This window comes from Clostridia bacterium, assembly GCA_017554615.1.
Classification (GTDB): Bacteria; Bacillota; Clostridia; order UMGS1840; family HGM11507; genus SIG450.
Map to the genome: position 1 here is coordinate 74,561 of JAFZHY010000013.1, position 21,662 is coordinate 96,222.

General features: G+C 33.5%; 24 protein-coding genes. 12 read left to right on the top strand and 12 right to left on the bottom strand.

Annotated features, from left to right (window positions below):
* Positions 1–156: 156 nt before the first annotated feature.
* Together IKZ35_02995 and IKZ35_03000 are read right to left on the bottom strand one after the other, a co-directional pair.
* Complete coding sequence (locus IKZ35_02995; protein ID MBR4892932.1) at positions 157–519, bottom strand: DUF4180 domain-containing protein; 363 nt, start codon at positions 517–519, stop codon at positions 157–159.
* 339 nt (positions 520–858) lie between these two features.
* Positions 859–2,499 (bottom strand): IS1 family transposase, encoded by a 1,641-nt coding sequence (locus IKZ35_03000; protein ID MBR4892933.1) that lies wholly within the window; start codon positions 2,497–2,499, stop codon positions 859–861.
* Between the two features lie 675 nt (positions 2,500–3,174).
* Between IKZ35_03000 and IKZ35_03005 the strand changes: the two genes are divergently transcribed.
* From IKZ35_03005 to IKZ35_03030, 6 genes are all read left to right on the top strand, one after another.
* Entirely contained in the window at positions 3,175–4,212 is a 1,038-nt protein-coding gene (locus IKZ35_03005; protein ID MBR4892934.1) for a rod shape-determining protein, read from the top strand.
* Positions 4,213–4,287: 75 nt separating this feature from the next.
* Entirely contained in the window at positions 4,288–6,159 is a 1,872-nt protein-coding gene (gene mnmG / locus IKZ35_03010; GenBank protein MBR4892935.1) for a tRNA uridine-5-carboxymethylaminomethyl(34) synthesis enzyme MnmG, read from the top strand.
* 2 nt (positions 6,160–6,161) lie between these two features.
* Complete coding sequence (locus tag IKZ35_03015) at positions 6,162–6,869, top strand: response regulator transcription factor (GenBank protein ID MBR4892936.1); 708 nt, start codon at positions 6,162–6,164, stop codon at positions 6,867–6,869.
* 8 nt (positions 6,870–6,877) lie between these two features.
* Entirely contained in the window at positions 6,878–8,698 is a 1,821-nt protein-coding gene (locus IKZ35_03020) for a HAMP domain-containing protein (GenBank protein MBR4892937.1), read from the top strand.
* Between the two features lie 76 nt (positions 8,699–8,774).
* Complete coding sequence (locus IKZ35_03025) at positions 8,775–9,053, top strand: hypothetical protein (protein ID MBR4892938.1); 279 nt, start codon at positions 8,775–8,777, stop codon at positions 9,051–9,053.
* Between the two features lie 2 nt (positions 9,054–9,055).
* Positions 9,056–9,307, top strand: a complete 252-nt coding sequence (locus tag IKZ35_03030; GenBank protein MBR4892939.1) for a pro-sigmaK processing inhibitor BofA family protein — start codon at positions 9,056–9,058, stop codon at positions 9,305–9,307.
* A gap of 281 nt (positions 9,308–9,588) precedes the next feature.
* On the opposite strand, the gene IKZ35_03035 is transcribed toward IKZ35_03030, so the two are convergent.
* From IKZ35_03035 to IKZ35_03065, 7 genes are all read right to left on the bottom strand, one after another.
* Complete coding sequence (locus IKZ35_03035) at positions 9,589–10,164, bottom strand: ECF transporter S component (protein ID MBR4892940.1); 576 nt, start codon at positions 10,162–10,164, stop codon at positions 9,589–9,591.
* Positions 10,165–10,225: 61 nt separating this feature from the next.
* A complete protein-coding gene (locus IKZ35_03040) occupies positions 10,226–10,999 on the bottom strand; it encodes a type III pantothenate kinase (protein ID MBR4892941.1) in 774 nt (257 codons plus the stop codon).
* A 21-nt stretch (positions 11,000–11,020) separates the two neighbouring features.
* The gene (locus IKZ35_03045) at positions 11,021–11,863 is read right to left on the bottom strand and encodes a haloacid dehalogenase-like hydrolase (protein ID MBR4892942.1); all 843 of its coding nucleotides are present in this window, start codon (positions 11,861–11,863) and stop codon (positions 11,021–11,023) included.
* A gap of 14 nt (positions 11,864–11,877) precedes the next feature.
* Complete coding sequence (locus IKZ35_03050; protein MBR4892943.1) at positions 11,878–12,456, bottom strand: hypothetical protein; 579 nt, start codon at positions 12,454–12,456, stop codon at positions 11,878–11,880.
* Positions 12,457–12,710: 254 nt separating this feature from the next.
* On the bottom strand, positions 12,711–12,962 hold the full coding sequence (locus tag IKZ35_03055; protein ID MBR4892944.1) for a peptidoglycan-binding protein: 252 nt from the start codon (positions 12,960–12,962) through the stop codon (positions 12,711–12,713).
* A gap of 1 nt (position 12,963) precedes the next feature.
* Positions 12,964–14,403 carry a peptidoglycan-binding protein gene (locus IKZ35_03060; GenBank protein MBR4892945.1) on the bottom strand — a complete coding sequence of 480 codons (1,440 nt, stop codon included), beginning with the start codon at positions 14,401–14,403 and terminating at the stop codon, positions 12,964–12,966.
* 14 nt (positions 14,404–14,417) lie between these two features.
* The gene (locus IKZ35_03065) at positions 14,418–14,804 is read right to left on the bottom strand and encodes a hypothetical protein (GenBank protein ID MBR4892946.1); all 387 of its coding nucleotides are present in this window, start codon (positions 14,802–14,804) and stop codon (positions 14,418–14,420) included.
* Between the two features lie 289 nt (positions 14,805–15,093).
* On the opposite strand from IKZ35_03065, the gene IKZ35_03070 reads away from it, so the two are divergent.
* The 4 genes from IKZ35_03070 (at position 15,094) to IKZ35_03085 (ending at position 17,044) form a co-directional block, all read left to right on the top strand.
* Positions 15,094–15,453: a four helix bundle protein gene (locus IKZ35_03070; protein ID MBR4892947.1), complete on the top strand. Its 360-nt coding sequence runs from the start codon at positions 15,094–15,096 to the stop codon at positions 15,451–15,453.
* An 11-nt stretch (positions 15,454–15,464) separates the two neighbouring features.
* Positions 15,465–15,821 carry a hypothetical protein gene (locus IKZ35_03075; protein ID MBR4892948.1) on the top strand — a complete coding sequence of 119 codons (357 nt, stop codon included), beginning with the start codon at positions 15,465–15,467 and terminating at the stop codon, positions 15,819–15,821.
* A gap of 175 nt (positions 15,822–15,996) precedes the next feature.
* Positions 15,997–16,743, top strand: a complete 747-nt coding sequence (recO, locus tag IKZ35_03080; protein ID MBR4892949.1) for a DNA repair protein RecO — start codon at positions 15,997–15,999, stop codon at positions 16,741–16,743.
* Position 16,744: 1 nt separating this feature from the next.
* The gene (locus IKZ35_03085) at positions 16,745–17,044 is read left to right on the top strand and encodes a hypothetical protein (GenBank protein ID MBR4892950.1); all 300 of its coding nucleotides are present in this window, start codon (positions 16,745–16,747) and stop codon (positions 17,042–17,044) included.
* 37 nt (positions 17,045–17,081) lie between these two features.
* Here IKZ35_03085 and IKZ35_03090 read toward each other — a convergent pair whose 3' ends face one another.
* Entirely contained in the window at positions 17,082–17,708 is a 627-nt protein-coding gene (locus IKZ35_03090; protein MBR4892951.1) for a flavodoxin family protein, read from the bottom strand.
* Position 17,709: 1 nt separating this feature from the next.
* Positions 17,710–18,123, bottom strand: coding sequence for a DUF523 domain-containing protein (locus IKZ35_03095; GenBank protein ID MBR4892952.1), 414 nt, complete (start codon positions 18,121–18,123; stop codon positions 17,710–17,712).
* Between the two features lie 116 nt (positions 18,124–18,239).
* Between IKZ35_03095 and IKZ35_03100 the strand changes: the two genes are divergently transcribed.
* Positions 18,240–19,406, top strand: coding sequence for a cation transporter (locus IKZ35_03100; protein MBR4892953.1), 1,167 nt, complete (start codon positions 18,240–18,242; stop codon positions 19,404–19,406).
* Between the two features lie 14 nt (positions 19,407–19,420).
* On the top strand, positions 19,421–20,290 hold the full coding sequence (locus IKZ35_03105; protein MBR4892954.1) for a hypothetical protein: 870 nt from the start codon (positions 19,421–19,423) through the stop codon (positions 20,288–20,290).
* A gap of 31 nt (positions 20,291–20,321) precedes the next feature.
* On the opposite strand, the gene IKZ35_03110 is transcribed toward IKZ35_03105, so the two are convergent.
* Positions 20,322–21,653, bottom strand: coding sequence for a phosphomannomutase/phosphoglucomutase (locus IKZ35_03110; protein ID MBR4892955.1), 1,332 nt, complete (start codon positions 21,651–21,653; stop codon positions 20,322–20,324).
* Between the last annotated feature and the right edge of the window lie 9 nt (positions 21,654–21,662).

Consider the following 21,662-nt stretch of genomic DNA (forward strand, 5'->3'; position numbering starts at 1 on the left):
TTATACCAACAAACAATATTAGTCAACAACAACCCTAAAATCCTATAACTTTATTTTCTGTGGAATAATTTTTTTGTTGAGATTTCGCAGAATAATTGATTTTGGTGTATAAGAAAAAATGGATAAAGCGTATCCGCTTTACCCACATAAAATAACTTATTGTGTCAACATATCAATTGCATTTTCCTTTGTAGAAACAAAAAATATATCATTCCCTTTATTACTCTCATATATAAAATCTTTAAGCGGTTTGCTTGTGTAGCGGGAGTAATCACCATAAATTGCTATGCGACCACCATAATTGATATATTTTTGTAAAATCTCCCCTGCAAGACCTGTGCTAAGTATAAAGAAATCTTCTACAATTAACCTTTTATCAATAACAATGTTCTTGGTTCCTATATCATATTTTGCACTCATAAGTATGTCAAGTGCTGATTGTGTATCTTCAAAAACCTTTTTCTCACTATTCAACACCGCACATACTACATTATTTTTTTCGATTTTCTCAAATTGCATTTCTTATTCCTCACTAAAATCCAAGTTCATATATTGAGAAATAAGACCTATTTCCGCAAAATATACAAACAGAGTAACTATATTAATCATTTTCTGCTTATATTATAACACCTTTTCATAGTTCCGTCAATGGGTTTACTGCATTTTCAGCAAAGTGCCCTGTTTGGGTTATCTCCTTCTGGCGGATATCCCCGAAGAAGGTAAAAACCGACACTTTTATATATTTGCCTATTAATTTTCCTAAAAAACTATGCTTTTTAGGGGGTAAAATCAACAAAAAAAGTGCGGTCGGAAAATCTTCCGCAATTTTCCGACACTTATAAATGACACTTTTGAGATCTAGTCAAGTTCTTCTGCTTGTTGTATCATTAGTTGTATATCTTCCATAAATTGAGAGTGCAAGTGGTCTGCGGCAACAAGTCCAAGAAAAATGTCATTAACTTGTGGTAATTCACAGATTAATTTTGCTAATCTCTCTTTACTGTCAATGGCAGTATATCCTTTTATATGGTATTCCTTGCATATCTGCTTTAACTTTGTTATTCCGCAATTCCTGAAATATTTTCTCTTGTTAAATGTCAAAAGCCTGTCATTTTCGTCAAAAGTAAAGCCCATAATATTTGATTTTCTTCTCATTTCTTCTGTCAGTTCTTGCAGATTGTTTATATAATGGGTGGTTGGCTTTACATAATCAAGAATATTCCCACCCTTTATATCCTCACTTCGGTATGCTGTCCCTTTGCCTTGTAGCAAGTCAGTCAATATGTTTTCAGCGTCATGTCGGGAAGTGGGGTGTTGTTTATTGTGGCTGATACTCCAATTATGCTTGAATACATATAGTGCAAGGTATAAGGGCAAATACACAGTAGCAACACCAGTCAAGTTTTTGTTGATATGTCTCTTTAATTGAATGTGAAAACTATCAATATTATTCAATGACAAGTGTTTTTCGTCTTTTAATCTCTCAAACTCTGTAAAACTTAATCTTCCGTAGTTTTCCACTCTGTCAAGCCCTTGTGTTTGATAATATTTTTTAAGGATTGTTTCTTCTGCCAATTCTCTGCCATTATGTTTTTCTGCCCAATCCTTTTGCTCTTTTCTAACTATTTTCTTCATATCAGAAGGTTGTATGTAGTGGGGAATTGCATTATTATCACAATACCGAGTGTAGGCGTCATAATCGTCACTACAAAGGAAGGTTATATCCCCTAAATAATCACTAAAATAATCTTCAAGGATTTGAGAACTACTTTTCCCTAATCCTGATAAAACTGCGGCAACATAGCCATTACTGTCAATTCCCGTAACTACACAGGCAAACTCTGGTCCGAAAATCCCAAGTTCGGAAGGGATATGTGTATTTTCAAGTCGGGGTTTTCTCTCTTTTACTGCGGTTGGTGCAACATTGACTAATTCCATTACACCCTTTTGATTTTCCCTGAAATATGTTTCGTCAACTTGAACTACACCCGATAATTTCGGCATTCCGTAGTGTTCTAAAAGGGCTTTTAAGAACTTATGTCTGTATAGCAAGATTGTGCCTTCTGAGGTATGCCACCCGTAGTCAACCTCTAAATTACGCCGACAAGCGGATAAGGATAACCCCATTAAAGTATAGTTAATTACTGCAATCTGCACAGGTAGGGGGAATGTAGATTTATCTGCAAATGTATCTGTCATTATGGTATAAGTTTTCCCGCAGTTTCTGCACTTATATCGGGGTTTTCCATAATCGTCCAATCCGTGTGGCTGATATAATCGACTTTCACAGTGAGGGCAGGCAGGTTTTAAGCCATACTTATTTATAAAGATTTCATAATCTGTTAATGCTCGGGTTGGTTTTTCCTTTTTCTCGGGTGGTAAAAATCCCTTTAACACCCAAGCCAAGTCTTCTTTTGATAAGGATTTTAATTCTCTTTTTAATTCTTTTAGCCTTTTATCTATTTTAGGATATTTTTCCATTAATTTGCTCAAGTGCATACCTATACACCCCCTTTTTCGATACCTATATTATATAAAAGTATGCAAATATTGTCAAATCGGCATTTCTAACAGTTTTTATAAAAAAACGGACATCTTTTATAAAACATCGGCAACTGTTTATAAAAGGGTAGGACAAAAATTATAAAACTCCGGAACTAAAATTATAAAAGATTACGGAAGGAATTATAAAACCTTTATGCTGAAATTATAAAATAATCAAGCAACCTTTATGAAATATCGGCATTAGTTTTATAAAAGGTTATACCTAAAATTATAAAAGGTCGGCGGTAAAATTATAAAAATCTGTATTTGATTTTATAAAAAGTCGGTCAATGATTTATAAAAGTCTAAATATTTTTTATAAATCATCTACAATCTTTTATAAAAGAGTAGGCATTTTTTATAATCGGTTTTATAAAAAACAAAAGAGATTTTATAAAACTTTTGACAGTTTTTATAAAACCTCTAATATTGTTTATAATGTGCGGAACTTTGCAACACAACCAATTATGCATATAAAAATGCCTTTACAATTCAATTTCTCTTTGAGATTTCAACGAAAAGTCCGTTCCACAGAAAATCGAGTTATAGGCCTAAAATTATTTGACAAACTATATAGTATGATGTATAATATTTTATAGTATTTTTTATGCAGAATAAGGAGATTTTATTATGTTTAATTTCAGGCAGAATATAGGTATAGATTTAGGTACTGCAACCGTTATAATTTATGTTAAAGGGCAAGGAATTGTTTTAAGAGAACCGTCCGTTGCCGCTATTGACAAAGTTACAGGTAAAGTTCATGCCGTAGGAAACGATGCTCAGAAGATGATAGGAAGAACTCCTGGCAACATTGTTGCTATAAGACCTTTAAGAGACGGTGTTATATCTGACTATGATACAACAGAAAAAATGCTTAAAACATTTTTATCAAGAGTAAATTTCTCTAAATTCTTCAAACCGAATATAGTAATCTGCGTTCCATCCGGTGTTACCGAAGTTGAAGAACGTGCTGTTTTAGACGTTGCTCTTCAGGCAGGTGCTAAACGCGCTTATGTTATAGAAGAGCCTATTGCTGCTGCTATCGGTGCAGGAATAGACATTTCAGAGCCTAACGGAAATATGATTGTTGATATCGGTGGTGGTACAACTGATATTGCAGTTATATCTTTAGGCGGCGTTGTTTGCTCAAGTTCTATTAAAATCGCCGGAGATACATTTGATGATGCGATTATTAAATATATAAGAAAGAAATATAACATTCTTATCGGCGAAAGAACAGCCGAAGAAATAAAAACAAAAATCGGTTGTGTATTTCCTCTTAATGAAACGCTCACAACCTCTATAAAGGGCAGAAACCTTATCACAGGTCTTCCTAACACATTGGAACTTACATCTGATGAAATCATTGATGCACTAAGCGAAGCGGCAAACTCTATTGCAGATGCAATTCATAATGTTTTGGAAAGAACTCCTCCTGAACTTGTCGGAGATATTGCTACTAATCACATTGTTTTAACCGGTGGCGGTGCTCTGATGCAGGGGTTTGATAAACTTATCGAAAAAAGAACGGGTATTCCTGCCAAAATTGCTGACGACCCTACTACCTGTGTTGCTATCGGAACAGGTGTGTCTTTAGAAAGTATGAATATTATCCAGTCTGCAGGATGCAGTGTTGCAGAAAGAAAAAATTATGAAAATTTAAATTAGAATTTCGAAGGGGTTGTAAAAACATATTGTTATTTTTACATCCCTTTTTGACTTTTGATAATAAGGAAGGTTTAAATGAGTTATATTGCAGATACATGTGATGTTGTTGTTATAGGCGGCGGCCATGCAGGGTGCGAAGCAGCACTTGCTGCAGCAAGGCTTAACGCAAAAACATATTTATTTTCCATAAGCCTTGATATGATTGCCAATATGCCTTGTAACCCTAACATAGGCGGAACTGCCAAAGGCCATCTTGTTCGTGAAATTGATGCTCTTGGCGGAGAAATGGGTAAAAACGCCGACAAGGCTTTTATCCAGTCAAGAATGCTTAATAAAAGTAAAGGCCCTGCTGTTCACTCTCTTAGAGTACAGGCTGACAGAAGAAAATATCAGAATGAAATGAAATTAACTTTGGAAAAGCAGGAGAACCTTTTTATAAGACAGGGAGAAATAGTAAAAATAAATCTTTCGGCTGATAACAAGGTTGAATCGGTAGAAACTGAGTCTGGTGCTGTTTTTTATACAAAGGCAGTTATTATCGCTACCGGTACATTTTTAAAAGGCAAAATTATTATTGGCGATTATGAAAAAGAAAGCGGACCTGACGGAATGTTTCCTGCAAATTCCTTATCCTCCTGTCTTTGTGATATGGGCATTGAAATTTTAAGATTTAAAACAGGTACACCTGCCAGAGTTTTAAAAAGAAGTGTTGACTTTTCTAAAATGGAAGTTCAGACAGGCGATGACATTATAGTTCCCCTCTCTTTTGAAAACGATTATATAGGCGAAAATAAAGACGATTGTTACCTTACATATACAAACGAAAAAACTCACAAAATAATACTCGAAAATCTTCATCGTTCCCCTTTATACAGTGGGAAAATTGAAGGGACAGGCCCAAGATACTGCCCGTCAATAGAAGATAAAATTGTAAGATTTAAAGATAAAGAAAGACATCAGGTGTTTATTGAGCCTATGGGAATGGATACTGAAGAAATGTATGTTCAGGGGATGTCATCATCTCTTCCTGAAGATGTGCAGGTGAAAATGTACCGTTCTATCAAGGGGCTTGAAAATGTTATTATTACAAGAAGCGCTTATGCGATAGAGTATGACTGTATTAACCCTCTTCAGTTATATCCCACACTGGAATTTAAAAATATAGAAGGTTTATACGGAGCAGGTCAGTTTAACGGTACTTCAGGGTATGAAGAAGCAGCGGCACAAGGGCTTATTGCAGGGATAAACGCTGTAAGAAAAATAGATGGAAAAGAAAGTATTGTTATAGGAAGAGACCAGGGATATATAGGAACACTCATAGATGACCTTGTTACAAAGGGAACTAACGAGCCATACAGAATGATGACTGCAAGAAGCGAATATAGATTACTACTTAGACAAGACAATGCAGATTTAAGGCTTACTCCGTTAGGCTATGAAATAGGCCTTATATCCGAAGAAAGATATAATAGTTTTCTTGACAAAAAGAAGAAAACAGAAGAAGAAATAGAAAGAATAAAGAGCGTTACAGTTTCTCCTTCAAAAGAGGTTAACAAATTTTTAGAGGAAAATAACAGTTCTTTAATTACAACAGGCATAAAATTAAGCGAACTTTTAAAAAGGCCTGAACTTGACTATGAAAAATTATCCGAAATAGACTTAAATCGTCCATCTCTTAAAAGGGATATATGGGAAGAAGCCCAGATACAGATTAAATATGACGGATATATTAAAAAACAGATTGCTCAGGCAGAGCAAGTGGCAAAAATGGAAAAGAAATTACTTCCAAAAGATATAAACTATGACGAAATAGTCGGTTTAAGATTAGAGGCAAGGCAGAAACTTAATCTTATAAAGCCTCAGTCTATCGGTCAGGCAAGTAGAATCTCAGGGGTATCCCCTGCTGATATATCTGTTCTTATAATTTATCTTGAAAGGAACAAATAATTATGAATGAAAAGTATATTTTAATTGTTGAAGATGAAAAACCCATTTCTGATATTCTAAAATTTAACTTAGAAAAAGAAGGATATAAAACAAAACAGGCTTTTGATGGCGAAGAAGGTCTTAACCTTGCCAAAAAAGAAGATTTTGATTTGGTTCTTTTAGATGTTATGCTTCCTAAAATGGACGGATTTCAGGTTTTAAGAGAATTAAGAAGTGTTAAAAAGAATATTCCTATTTTGCTTGTTACTGCAAGAGAAGACGAGATAGATAAAGTTTTAGGCTTGGAACTTGGGGCAGACGATTACATAACAAAACCATACAGCGTAAGAGAACTTATCGCCAGAGTAAAGGCTAACCTAAGAAGAACTATCTCTGAAACCTTTACTAATGACGAAGAAAATTCAAATATTATTAAAATGGGTCGTCTTATCATCAATTCTGAAAGATATGAAGTAACAAAAGATTCAAAACCTATCGACCTTACAAGGCGTGAATTTGAACTTCTTGAATTTTTAGCCAAGAAACCTGAAAAAATATTCTCCCGTGAAGCACTTCTTGAACAGGTGTGGGGTTATGAATATTTAGGCGATGTAAGAACTGTTGATGTTACTGTAAGAAGACTTAGAGAAAAAATAGAAGATAACTCTTCCGAACCGGAATATGTTGTTACCAAAAGAGGCTTGGGCTACTATTTCAAATCAATTAAGTAGGTGTTAAAATGTTAAAAGGCATTCAGCAAAAATTAGTTTTAATTTTTGTGCTTATAATAATTGCCATAATGTCGGTTCTGGGAACCTTTCTTATAAATAATATCAATGTGTATTATCACACGGAATTCAGAAACAGGGTTTCCTCTACATTTACCGGCGCATTTATTGAACAACTTAAAAGTGCAGGTATTAATGAAAACCCTGTATCAGAAATGGAAGTTATGTTAAATGCTTACAGTGCAAACTTAGGCATTGACTATTCTTACCGTAATTACTATATTCTTGACGCTAAAACAGGCTCTTTTTTATCAGGCACAGATACCGAAAAAGGTAAATCACTTATAAAAACTCCTGCCATTTCCGAAGCGATGGTTGGGAAAGTAAGTATTCAGACCGAAGCGGCAAATTCTATTATGGAATATGCTGTGCCTATCGGAGAAAAAGAAGGCAACCCTCAATATATTGTTTATATTGCAGACTCCAAAGATGCAATGAATGATGTTATAACAAATATGATTTCTATGGTTTTGCAATCTCTTCTTTTAGGGGTTATGATTGCTATACTTCTTGGTATATTCTTATCACGAACAATTTCAAAACCTATAATTTCTCTTACCAGACGTGCAGAAAAACTTGCAAAAGGGGAATTTGATATTGTTCCCACAGTTAAAGAAAAAGACGAAATCGGTATTCTTTCCAACACATTCAAATATATGTCCGATGCACTTGCTGCAAGTGTTAATGATTTAGGGTTTGAGAAAAATAAATTAGAAACTGTTATGCAATATATGTCAGACGGTATTATTGCGTTTGACTCAAACGGGCAGTCCATAGTTATAAACCCTGCTGCAAAGAAACTGCTTAATATAGAAGATGAAAAGGAAATAAACTTTGACGAATATTTTACCAAATTCTTTGATGATTTATATATAGGCGATTTTATATATCTTGATTCGCATAAGATAGAGCAAAGGGTTATTCAGGTGGGAGATTTGTCTTTAAGGCTTGAAGTAAGCCCATTTAAATTCCAGAATGAAAAAAACCGCGGAGTTATGGTGGTTATTCAGGATATTACCAAGCAGGAAAGCGTTGAAAACTCACGAAGAGAATTTGTTGCAAATGTTTCTCACGAGTTAAAAACTCCTATCACAACTATTAAAACATATATTGAAACAATAAGAGAAAATGACCTTGACAAAGAAACAGAAAATAACTTTTTAGATGTTGTAGACCGTGAGGCAGACCGTATGACAAGGCTTATAGGCGACCTGCTCACACTATCCAAACTTGACAGTAAGATTATTCTTGCAAACAGAGAATATATAAATGTATCAAAACTTATTGAAGATGTTATAGTTAAGATGTCGATTGAGGCTAAAAAGCACGGTCATGAACTTACCTATCACGAAATGAACGAACTGCCTCCTCTTTTTATGGATAAGGACAGATTAGAGCAGATTTTAATAAATATTATTTCAAACTCTATAAAATACACTCCTAAAGACGGGTTTATTGATGTATTTGTAAGAGCGATTTACGGTAATATTTATATTAAAATTAAAGACACGGGCATTGGTATTCCAAAGAAAGATTTAGAAAGAATTTTTGAAAGATTTTACCGTGTTGACAAGGCTCGTTCAAGAGAACAGGGAGGAACAGGGCTTGGCCTTGCAATCTCTAAAGAAATGATAAATGCCTTTGGTGGAGATATTTACATAGAAAGCGAAGAAAACAAAGGCTGCGAAGTGTGTATTGTTCTTCCTGTTGACGGAAAAAGAACTGATACAACAGTTGACGATAAAGAAATGTTTAAAGATATGTCTAAATAATTATATTTAAAATGGTATAAATTGCCCTTTATTGTGCATAAACTATAATACACATCATAATAAAGGACGAGATACTATGAAGGAATTTTACGAAGAAATTATTGCAAAATTTAAGCGCAGGGAAAATAAAGAAAGCGAAGAACTTACAAGAATTAAACATGCTCTGTATGAAGTAAAAAGGGCAAGGAGCAATTTTAATATGGTTGTAGGGGCAGATAATGTGGAACTTGCAATTTTAGAACTTAATGCAGCAGAAAAAAGATACCGTAATCTTATAAAAGAGTTAAAATCAAACAGCAATTTAAGATTTGGTGAAGAAGATACAGGCTTTGATATAAAGGCAACTGTTGATTAAAAATGTATTTAAAAGAAACTGTCATCTTAATTGCCTTTATCCTTATACTTTTATTTTTCTTTACACGCCCTGTTATACTTTTAGGAAAAATGCTTGTAAGAAGTGTGTTTTTTACCTTTATTATTTTCCTTTTAAATTTCATCACTACATCCTTTAATTTTAGTATAGGCTTAAACCCTGTAACTTCCCTTGTATGCGGAATGTTCGGAGTATACGGAGTTGTGATAAATTATATAGGTGCAATACTTTTTTAATACAAAACATAAAAACAGGTTCTGGAAATTCCAGAACCTGTTTTATTGTATTAACATAACAATCTTATCCTAAATTATCGAACTATTAGCTCGTTTTCGTAATATTCTTATTATGAGATAGGTAAAAATGTTTGTTCATAGCAAAAAGTTTTAAATTCCAAAGAATTTTAAATTTATTTAAAATTCTTTACCTTGTTAGTATCATTTCAATAGATTATAAGTATTGAAATAATTACTATTATTAACTTTTTGCGTTCCAGACTTTTTTAACATCTCATAAATTATACCTTTTTTCTGATGTTTATAAGTCTTATTATAACAGGTGTTAAAATAATATTAACTACCATTTCTGCTATAAAATTAAAGCCTATAAGTACAGTAAGAGTATAGTTTATTGCACTTATCCCCCCTGCCCATACTGCAATATGCTCCATAAAGAACAAAAGGCAACCTATAAAAAATACTCCTGTATTAACAAGTGGGCAGACAATAGATGTTAAAACTACTGCAAGATATGTATTTACCTTTTCAAGCAGTTTATACACAACCCCTGCAAAGTAACCGCTAAGAACGCCCTTTGCAAGAACTACAATTACAGTAGCCACAGGGTCTAAAACCATAAATCCTGCTGCCTGACCGCTTACAAGTATTATAAATCCTGCAGTAAGGCCAAGCCATGCACCTACTCCTACTCCGCATATAGCAGCACCGATAACAATAGGCACAAGTGCTAAATTAATAGTGAAAAACCCAAGTTTAACACCACCTGCAAACCATTCAAGCACTACTACCAACGCAGTGAGTAACGCTGCCATAACCAATGCCTTTACAGACATTTTTTGTTTAACTTTTGTCATAAAAATTCCTCCTTGCTGTCGTTCGATTTTTTCGATACAACGCATAAAATTATATATTGTTTTAAAAGTTACCCTGATTTTTCTTATAAAGAATATTTAACCCTTTAAGTAAAAGGTGTTCGTCTAAAATTATATCGTGTTTACAATGCCCCACAATTTTTGAACTAAGTCCGCCTGTTGCATATACTTTAACTTCCTTACCCATTTGTTCAAAGCATCTGTCTATCATACCGTCAAGCATTGAGGCATTGCCAAGAATTACGCCTGAACGCATACAGTCTATTGTGTTTTTACCAAGAACACAAGACGGTGCTTCCAGACTGATCATAGGAAGTTGAGCCGCGCCTCCTGAAAGCGCTCCCAAAGCAATCTTTACACCAGGAATAATTGACGCACCGCAAAAAGCACCCGTTTTATCCATTGCAAGAATTTTTGTGGCTGTGCCCATATCTATAATAAGAGCAGGACTTCCATATAAAAAATGCGTAGCAACGCAAACGGTTATAAGGTCTGCCCCAACTGAAGATGGGTCATCGCATTTAATATTTATCCCTGTTTTAATTCCGGGGCCAACCATTATAGGCTCAACGTCATATACCATTTTTATTGCCTTTTTCAGAACATTATTAAGAGGCGGAACTACAGAAGAAATTATAGCACCTGTAAGTTCGGCTTCACAAACATTATGAAGTTTTAACACACTGCGGATTTTCGCTGCATATTCATCTTCCGTTTTTAAAATATTTGTAGCAATACGGGCAACAAATTTAAGGTCATCTTCAAAAAAACCGCCAAGAACTATGTTGGTATTACCCACATCAACTGTTAAAATCATTCTTAGTCCACCACCTGTTTTTTAAATACTGTTTGTTTTATGCTCTTTATGAATATCGTCTAATTTATTTTCTATAACTATCTTATCTATAATGGTTTTAACTATCCTGTCAAGTTCACGGCCTTCGCAGTAATCTGCTTTAGTTATAAAATCAACTCTGTATTCCCTGATAAGTTTTTCAGCAGTTTCCTTATCTTCCCCATAAACTGCAATAGAATGGCCTCCGTTAACCTTGCAAAGTTTCATACAAGGAACATCAGTAAACCCGTCTCCAATATAAATCATATTTTTAAAAGGAATTCTTCTGTCCTCATGCGGAACATGTGAGTTTAATAATTTGTCATCACAAACGGACAACTCGCCTTTGTTTATTCTGTATAAATACTGGGTTTTAGTTGTAAAATTCACAACTGTTTTAGGCCAAATTGCCACCCCGTTTACATCATATATATATTCACAAGCATATGTCTTTTTAAAATATTCATAAACCTCAGACCCTTCAATTATTTCCTGAAGCCCTGAAGATATAACATAATGCTCAACATCTGCGCCGACACTTTTTGCATATTCGTTTATTCTTTTAAACCAGTTTTTAACCCCGGGGAAAAATTCAATGTTTTTGCCCAGTTTAACAAACTCGTCCCTTGTAATTCTTATGTCTTTGCTTCTTGCAAGTTTAAGCATAATATGCATATAACTTAAAAGCCCGTCCATCTCGTTCTTTATGGTAAAATCATTAACCATCTTCCAGAACTCTTCTTTGGAAATTTCAAGACTTGGAATAAACCCAAAATTCTGCATATCAGTTGTAATCAGGGTTTTATCAAAATCATACATCAGGGCAATTATCGGATTTTTTGGCATTTTAATCTCCTTCTTTATAAAAGCGCTGCAACCTTATCAAGATTGCCGAATAATATGTTTTTCTCTTCTTCTAAAAATTCAGGAATCCACTTTGAGTCAACTTTTTTAACCGTAACTTCAATATCTTTGGATATATATTTTATATCTTCTTTTTCGGCTATTTCTATGCATTTTTTAAACAGCACATTAACTACCTCTTCCTGAGGAATGTTTAAAAACTTTTCGCTGTGTTCTTTAACATAAGATATACTTCTTTCAATAATATCAGGGATATCCACCGTTGAAACGGATAATTTAACTATATAAAGTGTGTCATCCATTTTCTTTGCCGAGTTAATCTTATAGGTAAGTTTACCGCATACCTTTTTCATAAACTCATTGTATTCTTCGGTTATACCCTCAAACTCAGATTTATCATCAGAGAAAAACTCAGCCATTTTTTCGGTATCATACTCTTTAACCGCTTCAACAGCATCTATTACTGCCTGTCTTACGGGTGCTTCTTCCTTAGATAAGTTCCCAACATTTAAAGAGCATCCTGATATGCCAAGTATAAATATAAATAAAACAGTTATTATAATTACCTTTTTCATACTGTGTCCTTTCTTAGTAAAATAAGCCTACTTACACACATTTATTATACCATTACATTTGACAATAGTCAATGCGTTTGTTATACATAATTCAAGGATAAAACTGTGATGATAAAGCAGTCGTCATATGAGCTGATTAAGTATAATACAAAAGAGGATTATCTTTTAACAAAAGTTGAAATTTTTGTCAATGACATAATCAAATAATTTATTTAATTTAAAAAAATCTCACAGTGTGAGATTTTTTTATTTTCCTAAGAAATATTTTCATTGTTTATTGCTCTTTTATATTCTTCCACTATTTTTTCAAAAGTGATAATATCCACTTCTCCTGTTTCATTAAGATTAAATCTTTTTTGAAAGTCCATTACTGCTTTTTTTGTTATCTCGTCAAATATTCCGTCTACTATTACTTCAGGCAGAATATTATAGAAAAAATTTATTTCTCTTAGCATTGTCTGCAAATTTCTTACAGGTGTTCCGTTTGCTTTTAAAACTTCTATCATATTAACTGTACGGATAATTAAAATCCGAATCTCCTTCTACTATATTTCTTCCGGGAAACTGTGTGGTATTTACATTTATTTCATTTATTAAATTAAGATAAGTTTCCCCTATAAGATTCCATGTGGCTTCATCTACAACACCCGTTTGAGGCAGACCAAATCTTCTTTGAAACGAGGTTACAGAATTTGCAGTTTGCTCACCGTAATACCCCGTCGGACTTACAAACGGAATACCTCTGTATGAGAGGGAAATATAATTTAAATAATTTTGCAAGGTTACAACATTATCTCCGCTTGAGCCTACCGATAAAGGTGCACCGGGATAACTTACATATGTAGAAATATTTGCATCAAAATCAATGCCCAGCGAATTAACTATCCCTCTTACACCGTTATATAGTAAATTCCATGTTCTCTCCCCTGCTACACCGTCAGGCGTAAGCCCTGCGTATTCCTGAAAGGCTATAACTGCATTCCTTGTAGATTCGCCGAACACTCCGTCTATCGCAACAGGAGGAATATAATCTATAAATTCTGATAACACATTTAAAAAATACTGTAATATAAATACCTTTTCCCCTTGAGCACCTAAAGATAAGGTATCTGTAAATTTTAAATTTGAGCCATAATATGTCTGCCCCTCTGAACTTAGTTCAGAAAGCCTTGTTATTCCAACATACAGTGATATTATTTTATACCAGGTTGCCTTACCTACAATTCCGTCAGGCGTAAGGTTAAAAATACTCTGAAATCTTCTTACAGCATTTTCCGTCTGCTCTCCGAAAATACCGTCTACCGGATAAATTTTAGGTATAGACGGATAATTCTGGGATATACGGTTAAGCGCTACCTGGATAAGCGCAACATCCCTTCCCCCGTTGCCTCTTCTTAAACTAAAGCCAGGATAGGACGCCTCTATGTTTGCCACAGGAGTATCGGTTACAAGTTCTATATTATCTCCGTAGTAATACTGCAAAATTTCAAAGGTACTATATCCCTGATTTGCCAGATTTTCGCTTCCCCATTGAGAAAGTCCTTCGCAGGTTACAGTTGTTCCGTTACAGTATTTTGCAGCCAAAGGCTCTATAAACCCTATTCGCCTTATGTACGAATCAAAAATTTCATCAACAATCTGGTCGATATTTTCAAAAATATTTCTTCCGTAAATAAATTTCTGGTCAGTAGCAGTTGAATTGGTTATATCAAAATCATACCCCTGACTTCTGTAAAACTCGGTATATACTCTGTTTAAGGCATATGAAATCTGCGCATAAATATTAGCCCTGATAGCCGCTTCGTTCCATGTAGGATAAATCTCACTTGAAGCAACATTTTTTATATAGTCTATAAAATCAACTGTTACATTGGGTGCATCACTGTCCCTTGGCCCAAGATGCACGGTTATTTTTTCGGGTATTGTAGGAAATACAGGTGCCATAATTATTCCTCCCCCTTTTATAAATTCTGACCGGTTATTTCTATTACTTCCTCTTCACTTTCGTCTGCACCGTCGGCAAGAGGTATAAGCGATACATTTATGATACTCCTGTTATCTGCGAAAACCTGAACATTTTTTATAATTACAGTATAAGCCGCAGGGTGGTCCACCCTTATATCTACCGACGCATAAGGCTTTTGTGTGTCCTCTGGTGCAAGAGACAGTTCTATATCGGGAGTAGAAACTAAAATAGGAGTTGTTTTACCATTTTCATCAGTTCGCCTTACACCTAAAAGTTCCTTTGTTGTTCCGTTGTCTGTTGTCGCTGTTACCACTGCATCTTTAACAGGTATAGTGTCCCCTGCCAGTGTTACTCTTGCAACAATACTTCCCTCACTTGCCATAATGAAACCTCCGTTTTTTATATATATAAATTATATTGTAAAGTTACAAGATTTATGATAGAATAGATTTAACAGAGTTAAATCTATTTAGCTAAATTCGCGTTCCGCGAGCTAAATGTGCTAACGCACGCTAAATTACTTCGTAGCTAAATTGACCTTCGGTCAGCTATAAGGCGAATTTAATTTAGCTGTTTTGAAAAAACAATTTAGCTATCGAATGAAATGAGTTAATTTAGCTTTGCAACTTGTTGCAAAATTTAGCTAAAAGAAATTGATAGGATGTGAGTATATGGCTGAAAGCATAATGCTTGATAAAGCAAAAGATTTTGCAGTTGAAATTATAAATATGTGTAAAAACATCAAAGAAATGAAAAGAGAAAGTGTTTTAACAAATCAGCTTATGCGTTCAGGAACATCAATAGGTGCTAATATTCACGAATCAAAATATGCACACGGAACTGCTGATTTTATTTCAAAAATGCAGATTGCATTAAAGGAATGTTATGAATCAGAGTATTGGCTGGAACTTCTTAATCGAACAGGATATATTGATGATGAACAATATAAATCAATAATAAACAATTGCGGACAAATTCGTAGAATGCTAATTTCATCAATTAACACAGTGAAAGAAAAATCTCAGAAATGAGGTGAACGATAATGAAGAAAAACATTATACGCATAAGTATAGCAGTTGTTTGGCTTGTTACTGTTGTACTATCATTTTATGTTGGAATGGCATATCATTGGGCTTCGACAACAAAAATTGAAATGTCTAAGGATTATAATGAAATCGTAGTAGAAGAAAACGAAATAGCAGATTATACTGTTTTTATAGACATTCCGGAAAAGTATGGAGCATTAAAACAAATTGAAGAACCAATACGAAAGACTATTTCATTATATATGCAAGCGAACAATTTAAAATTGTCCGTGGGAACGCATAGATTTGATAGGATAGATGGAACGTTAGAAGAATATTTGAATGAAGAATTTAGGTTTGAAACTATTAGATAACTGGCATCTAAATCGTTCACTGATTCTATAATGATTTTAATTGTAAAACAATTAAAATCAGCGATATAAATTCCTTGATGGAATTTGCGATATATCTTCGATGCGATATATCTTCGGTGCGATATGTTGCCTTATTAAATTATAGTTAATTTTAAAAATTATTACGGTGAATTAAATGGAATATAAAAATATCAAGGGAATAATTATTAAAGAAACAAAATATAAAGAAAATGATAAAATACTTACGGTAGTTACCGACTCGCTTGGGAAAATAAATGTAATGGCAAAGGGTGTGGCAAAGACTACTTCCAAGTTGTCAGGAGCGTCTATGCTTTCTCTTTTTGAAATGGATTTAAAATCCTTTAGCGATGATATGTTTATTATAACAGGGGCATCAAAACTTATAGATTTTTATGATATTTCAAAAGACCTTGAAAGTTATGCTTATGTTTCTTACATTTTTAACCTTGCTTTTGATATGTTTTTACCAGAAGACCCGTTTCCTGAACTGTTTAAACTATTGATTAACACAGTTTACCTTTACTTAAAGAACACTAAAAATAAAGAACTTATTAAATGCATATTTGAACTAAGAGCCCTTATTCTTTCAGGATATGCTATAAATATTGATGAGTGTGCAATTTGCGGTAAGGAAGAAATAAATTATATAAATTTATACGAGGGAGAATGTTACTGTAAAAACTGTGCTGATGACAAAATGGGAAAACCTGTATCTTTTAGTGTATATTCGGCAATAAAACATATTACATACAGCGAAGATAAAAAGTTATTTTCCTTTACATTAAGCGACCAACTAATAAAAGAACTAAGCATTATATCCACAAACTATGTTAAAATATGTATGGAAAAAGAATATTCCAGCCTCAAATATTTAAGAACAATTCAGAAAGGAATAAATTAAAATGATTAAGGAAATAAGATATTCAAAAAAACCTGATTTTATTATCAATCTTGAGAAAAAAGGCGGAACTAACTATAAAACATATCAGAAAGACCACCTTACAATTTTAATAGGGCTTGAGCCAATAGGCAAAAAGAAAAGTATGATTTATCATATAATAGTTAATTCTAAAATGAGATATACTGCATCAAAAAAAGAACTTAACGAGATTGCTATAGACCTATTACCAAAAGGAACAAAATATAAAATTAAAAAAAGTTTCTTTATGAAAACTGTATCACATATATATCAGGTTATCTAAATTAAAAGGCGAAGTGTATAACACTTCGCCTTTTAATTTATCTTATAAAGTTAGTAGGAATTTGTGTTTCAGGTTCTGGTGGTAAAATTCCTGCTTTAAGCCCTGCTTCTTTGCATTTTAAAAAGAATGCCATATTTTTTGCAAGAATTCTTATAATCTGAACTCCCTCTTCATCCTTTAATATCTCATCTTTATTTGTTCCGTGGATAACATTCCAGTATCTTGACGAGATAACAGGCATATGAGCAAACAAAAAGTATTTATTTATCTGGTCAATAGTTGCAGTTGTTCCTGCACGCCTTGCAACTGCAATGGCAGATGCTGGTTTTAAATAAAATGCTCCGCTTTTATTTGCCGAGAAAAACAATCTGTCCATAAATGAGGCTATCTGCCCACCCATTGCAGCAAAGTGAACAGGTGTACCGAATATAAAACCATCAAACTCATGTGCAATTTTTGCAAATTGGTTAACCGAATCTTCTATAACACATTTGCCAAGTTTTCTACAGGCACCACAACCTAAACATCCTGATACAGGTTTATTTCCTATCCAGAAAATTTCGTAGTCTATTCCCTCTTTTTTCAAATTCTCTCCCGCAATTAAAAGTGCTCCATATGTTGACCCCATTTCATGAGGGCTTCCGTTTATAAGCGCTACTTTCATATTAAAACTCCTTTTCTGTTAAAACTTTATAACCATTTTCAATTAAAACTTTACATGTTATACCGTTGCCTTTTATAAGTTGGCCTTTAAAACTTCCGTCATAAATTTGCCCATAACCGCAAGACGGGCTTTTTGCCTTTAAAATAACTAAATCTACGTTATTTTCCTTGGCAATTTTTAATGTTTCTTCTGCTCCTTTTAAAAAATTTGAAGTTACATCTTTCCCCTCGCTGTTAAAAACCAAATCGCCTTTTATTTCTGACGGTGGCCTTGGAGTAGGTAGCCCTCCCATTGTTTCAGGGCATACTGTTATATACTCTTTATCTTTTAAAAATTCTATTATTTTTTCATTCTTATTATCTTCACCGTTATATTTGCATTTTTCGCCTACAAGACATGCGCTGACTAAAATCATATAATCCCTCCGTATATTCATATTATAATAAACCCCTTAAAATGTCAAAATAAAATATAATTTCTTTACAATCTATCGGCATTATGATAAAATTAAATTAACGAGGTTTTTATATTATGATTAAACTTTTAATTAACTTATTTATTAAAGATAATAATAACACTTCCGATTTTTATGTAAGAGAAAAGCACCTTGTTTTATCAGGTATACTGGGAATAGTATGCAACCTGATTCTTTTTATAATTAAACTTTTTATAGGCTTAATCTCAGGAAGTATTGCAATAGTGTCTGACGGTTTTAATAACTTTTCGGATATGGGCGCATCGGTTGTTTCCATTATAGGCTCTAAGATGAGTAATTTAAGTGCTGATAAAGAGCATCCTTTCGGGCATGGAAGAATTGAATATGTTTCGTCTTTGATTGTTTCTTTTATAATTATACTTGTAGGCTTTGAACTTTTTAAAGAAAGCATTTTTAAAATTATAAACCCAAAAGAAATCAATGTAACTTTAAGTATGCTCATTATCCTTATTTTGTCTCTTTTTATTAAAATATGGATGTTTTCTTATAATAAGTATATATATAAAAAGACTGGGTCCCAAATTACAAATGCAGTGGCAAAAGATTCCCTTAACGATGTAATTGCCACTTTATCGGTTATTATTGCAGTTTTTATATCTTCTTTTACTTTAGTATCTGTTGACGCATATTTAGGCGTTATAGTTTCTGTCTTTATTATGTATTCAGGTTATACCATTTCAAAAGATACAATAAGCACTCTTTTAGGCAAAGAGCCTGAGCCTGAACTTGTTAAAAAAATAGAAGATGTCTTTAACAGCGATAAAGATATAATAGGAATTCACGACCTTACTCTTCACGATTACGGTCCGGGGCGTGTAATGGGCTCGGTTCATGCAGAGGTTTCAGAAGATAAAAATATAGTTGAAATTCACGAAGCGGTTGACAGAATTGAAAATTATATTGAAGATACACTTGGTGTTCATCTTGTTATTCATATGGACCCAACTGATACAAACAGCGAACTTTTATCAGATTATAAAAATAAATTAAACTTACTTTTATTTGAAATTGACAAAGAACTTAGTTTTCACGATATGCGAATAACCAACCATAAAGAACAGGTTAACCTTATATTTGATTTATGCGTTCCTGTTTCTTATAAACAATATCAGAGAGATTATATTTTAGATGAGATTAGTAAAAAGTTAAAGGATGAAAAGGGGGAACCTAATCTTATCATTAAAATAGACAATAAATTTTAAAGGGGATTAAAATTATGTTTGGAAGAAGACCGGATGGCAGAGCCGATAAAAAAATTGACCCTATCGTCAGGGCTACATCTATGTTTATGCCTCAAAGATGTGATGCTCAGGTTATGGTTAAAGAAGAACTTTTATATGAGCCTATTTCAAATTACATCAAGAAAAAAAGAGCAGAGGGTGTAAAAATCTCTTTAATGAATGTTATAGTTTCTGCATTTGTTAAAACTGTTTGTGAATACCCCGAACTAAACCGTTTTATTATGAATAAGCAAATTTATCAGAGAAATGAAATCTGCGTGTCTTATGCTATGCTTAAAAACACGGAGGATAATACTATTAACGAAACTACCGTTAAACTTTTCTTTGATGAAAATGATGATATCTTTTCAGTTGCAGAAAAAATGAATAATGCAATTACTGAAAACAGAAAACCCGAAGCAGAGAACTTTACAGATAAACTTGCTAAGTTTTTCTTAAGTATTCCTCTTCTTCCAAGCCTTGCAATAGGCCTTGTAAGACTGCTTGACAGATACGGACTTTTACCAAAGGTTATTCTTGATGCAAGTCCTTTCCATACAAGTATGTTTATAACCAATATGGCGTCTATTAAAATGCCGTATGTGTACCACCATATATATAATTTCGGGACAACAAGTGTATTCTTCTCCATGGGTCAGCATGAATCAAAGGTGTGCCTGGAAAAAGACGGAAGTGTAAGTAAAAGGGTGTATATCCCTTTAGGCATTGTAATAGATGAAAGAATATGCTCAGGGGCAGAATATGCAAGAGCAGTAAAACTTTTATTTAAATATATGTCAAACCCTGAACTTCTTGAGAAAAAAACTGATAGTTTATCTTCTAAAAAAGAGTTGAGTCTTTTATAATATTTTAAAAAAACTGATAAGTAATTACTTATCAGTTTTTTATATATTTATCTTGTATGAACTTTAATTTTTCTTCCATAAGTTCTTTGTTTTTAGCCTCTAAAACAAGTCTTAAATACGGTTCAGTGTTAGACATACGGAAGTTAAACCACCAGTCGTCAAAATCAAATCTTATACCGTCAAAGTCATAAAACTTAATGTAATGTTCTTTCTTAAAGTCTTCCTCTGCCCTTTTTATTATTTCTTCCTTTTTATCAGTTTTAAAATTAATCTCCCCTGATGAACACCAGCTTGAAAACTCATCAATAAAATCAGATAAACGGATATTATCCCTTTTCCACTCGGCAACTGTATTTAAAACATAAATTGCAGCTAAAATACCACTGTCGCAATATGAAAATTCTTTAAAGTAGTAATGCCCTGCAAGTTCTCCGCCGTAAAGAGCACCGGTTTCTCTTAACTTGCTTTTGGCAAATACATGCCCTACCTTCCAGATAATCGGCTCGCCACCAAGAAGTTTAATATAATCACTGCAGGACTTGGAAGAACGGATATCGCATATTACCCTTTCCCCCTCATTTTCAATTAAAGCATATGCTAAAACATTTATCATAAGGTCAGGGGAAATAAATCTTCCTTTATTATCAATAAACATAACTCTGTCTGCGTCTCCGTCAAAAATTATGCCTATATCAGATTTGTTTTCCTTAACTTCCTTAATTATCATTTTCCTTGCTTTTTCTTCTAAAGGGTTAGGCGAATGCGCAGGAAAATTACCGTCTAACTCATCTAAAATAATATTTGCCTTTTTGCCAAAAATTTCTCTGGCAACAAGACCTGCCATTCCTGATGAACAGTCAATGGATATATTAAGGTTTGAAACTCTTTTAAGTTTCTTTTTCATATATAAAATGTATTCATCTTTTATATTAAAGTTCTTTTCTTCGCCCTTTTTATCACAGGGAACAGGAGTAATATTCTCTACCATTTCCTTTAATTTTAAAAGACCGCTTTCCTGCCCTACGGGAACTGCTCCGGGGCCTGATATTTTAAGACCGTTATATTCTTTAGGGTTATGGGATGCAGTAATCATAACAGTTGTTTTATACCCTTTGTTTGCTGCTATATAATAACTCATAGGGGTAGTTGATAAACCGAATGAGTGAACATCTGCGCCCGAATCTGTAATTCCTTTTTTTAGGTTTTCATAAATTTCAGGGGATGAAGTTCTTTTATCAAAACACACTGCAATCTCTTTTGCATCAAATAATTCTTTAAGGAAAAAACCTATTTTATATACTGTATCGCAGTTAAAATCTTTATTGTAAATTCCTCTTATATCATATGCTTTAAATGCTGACATAAAAGCCTC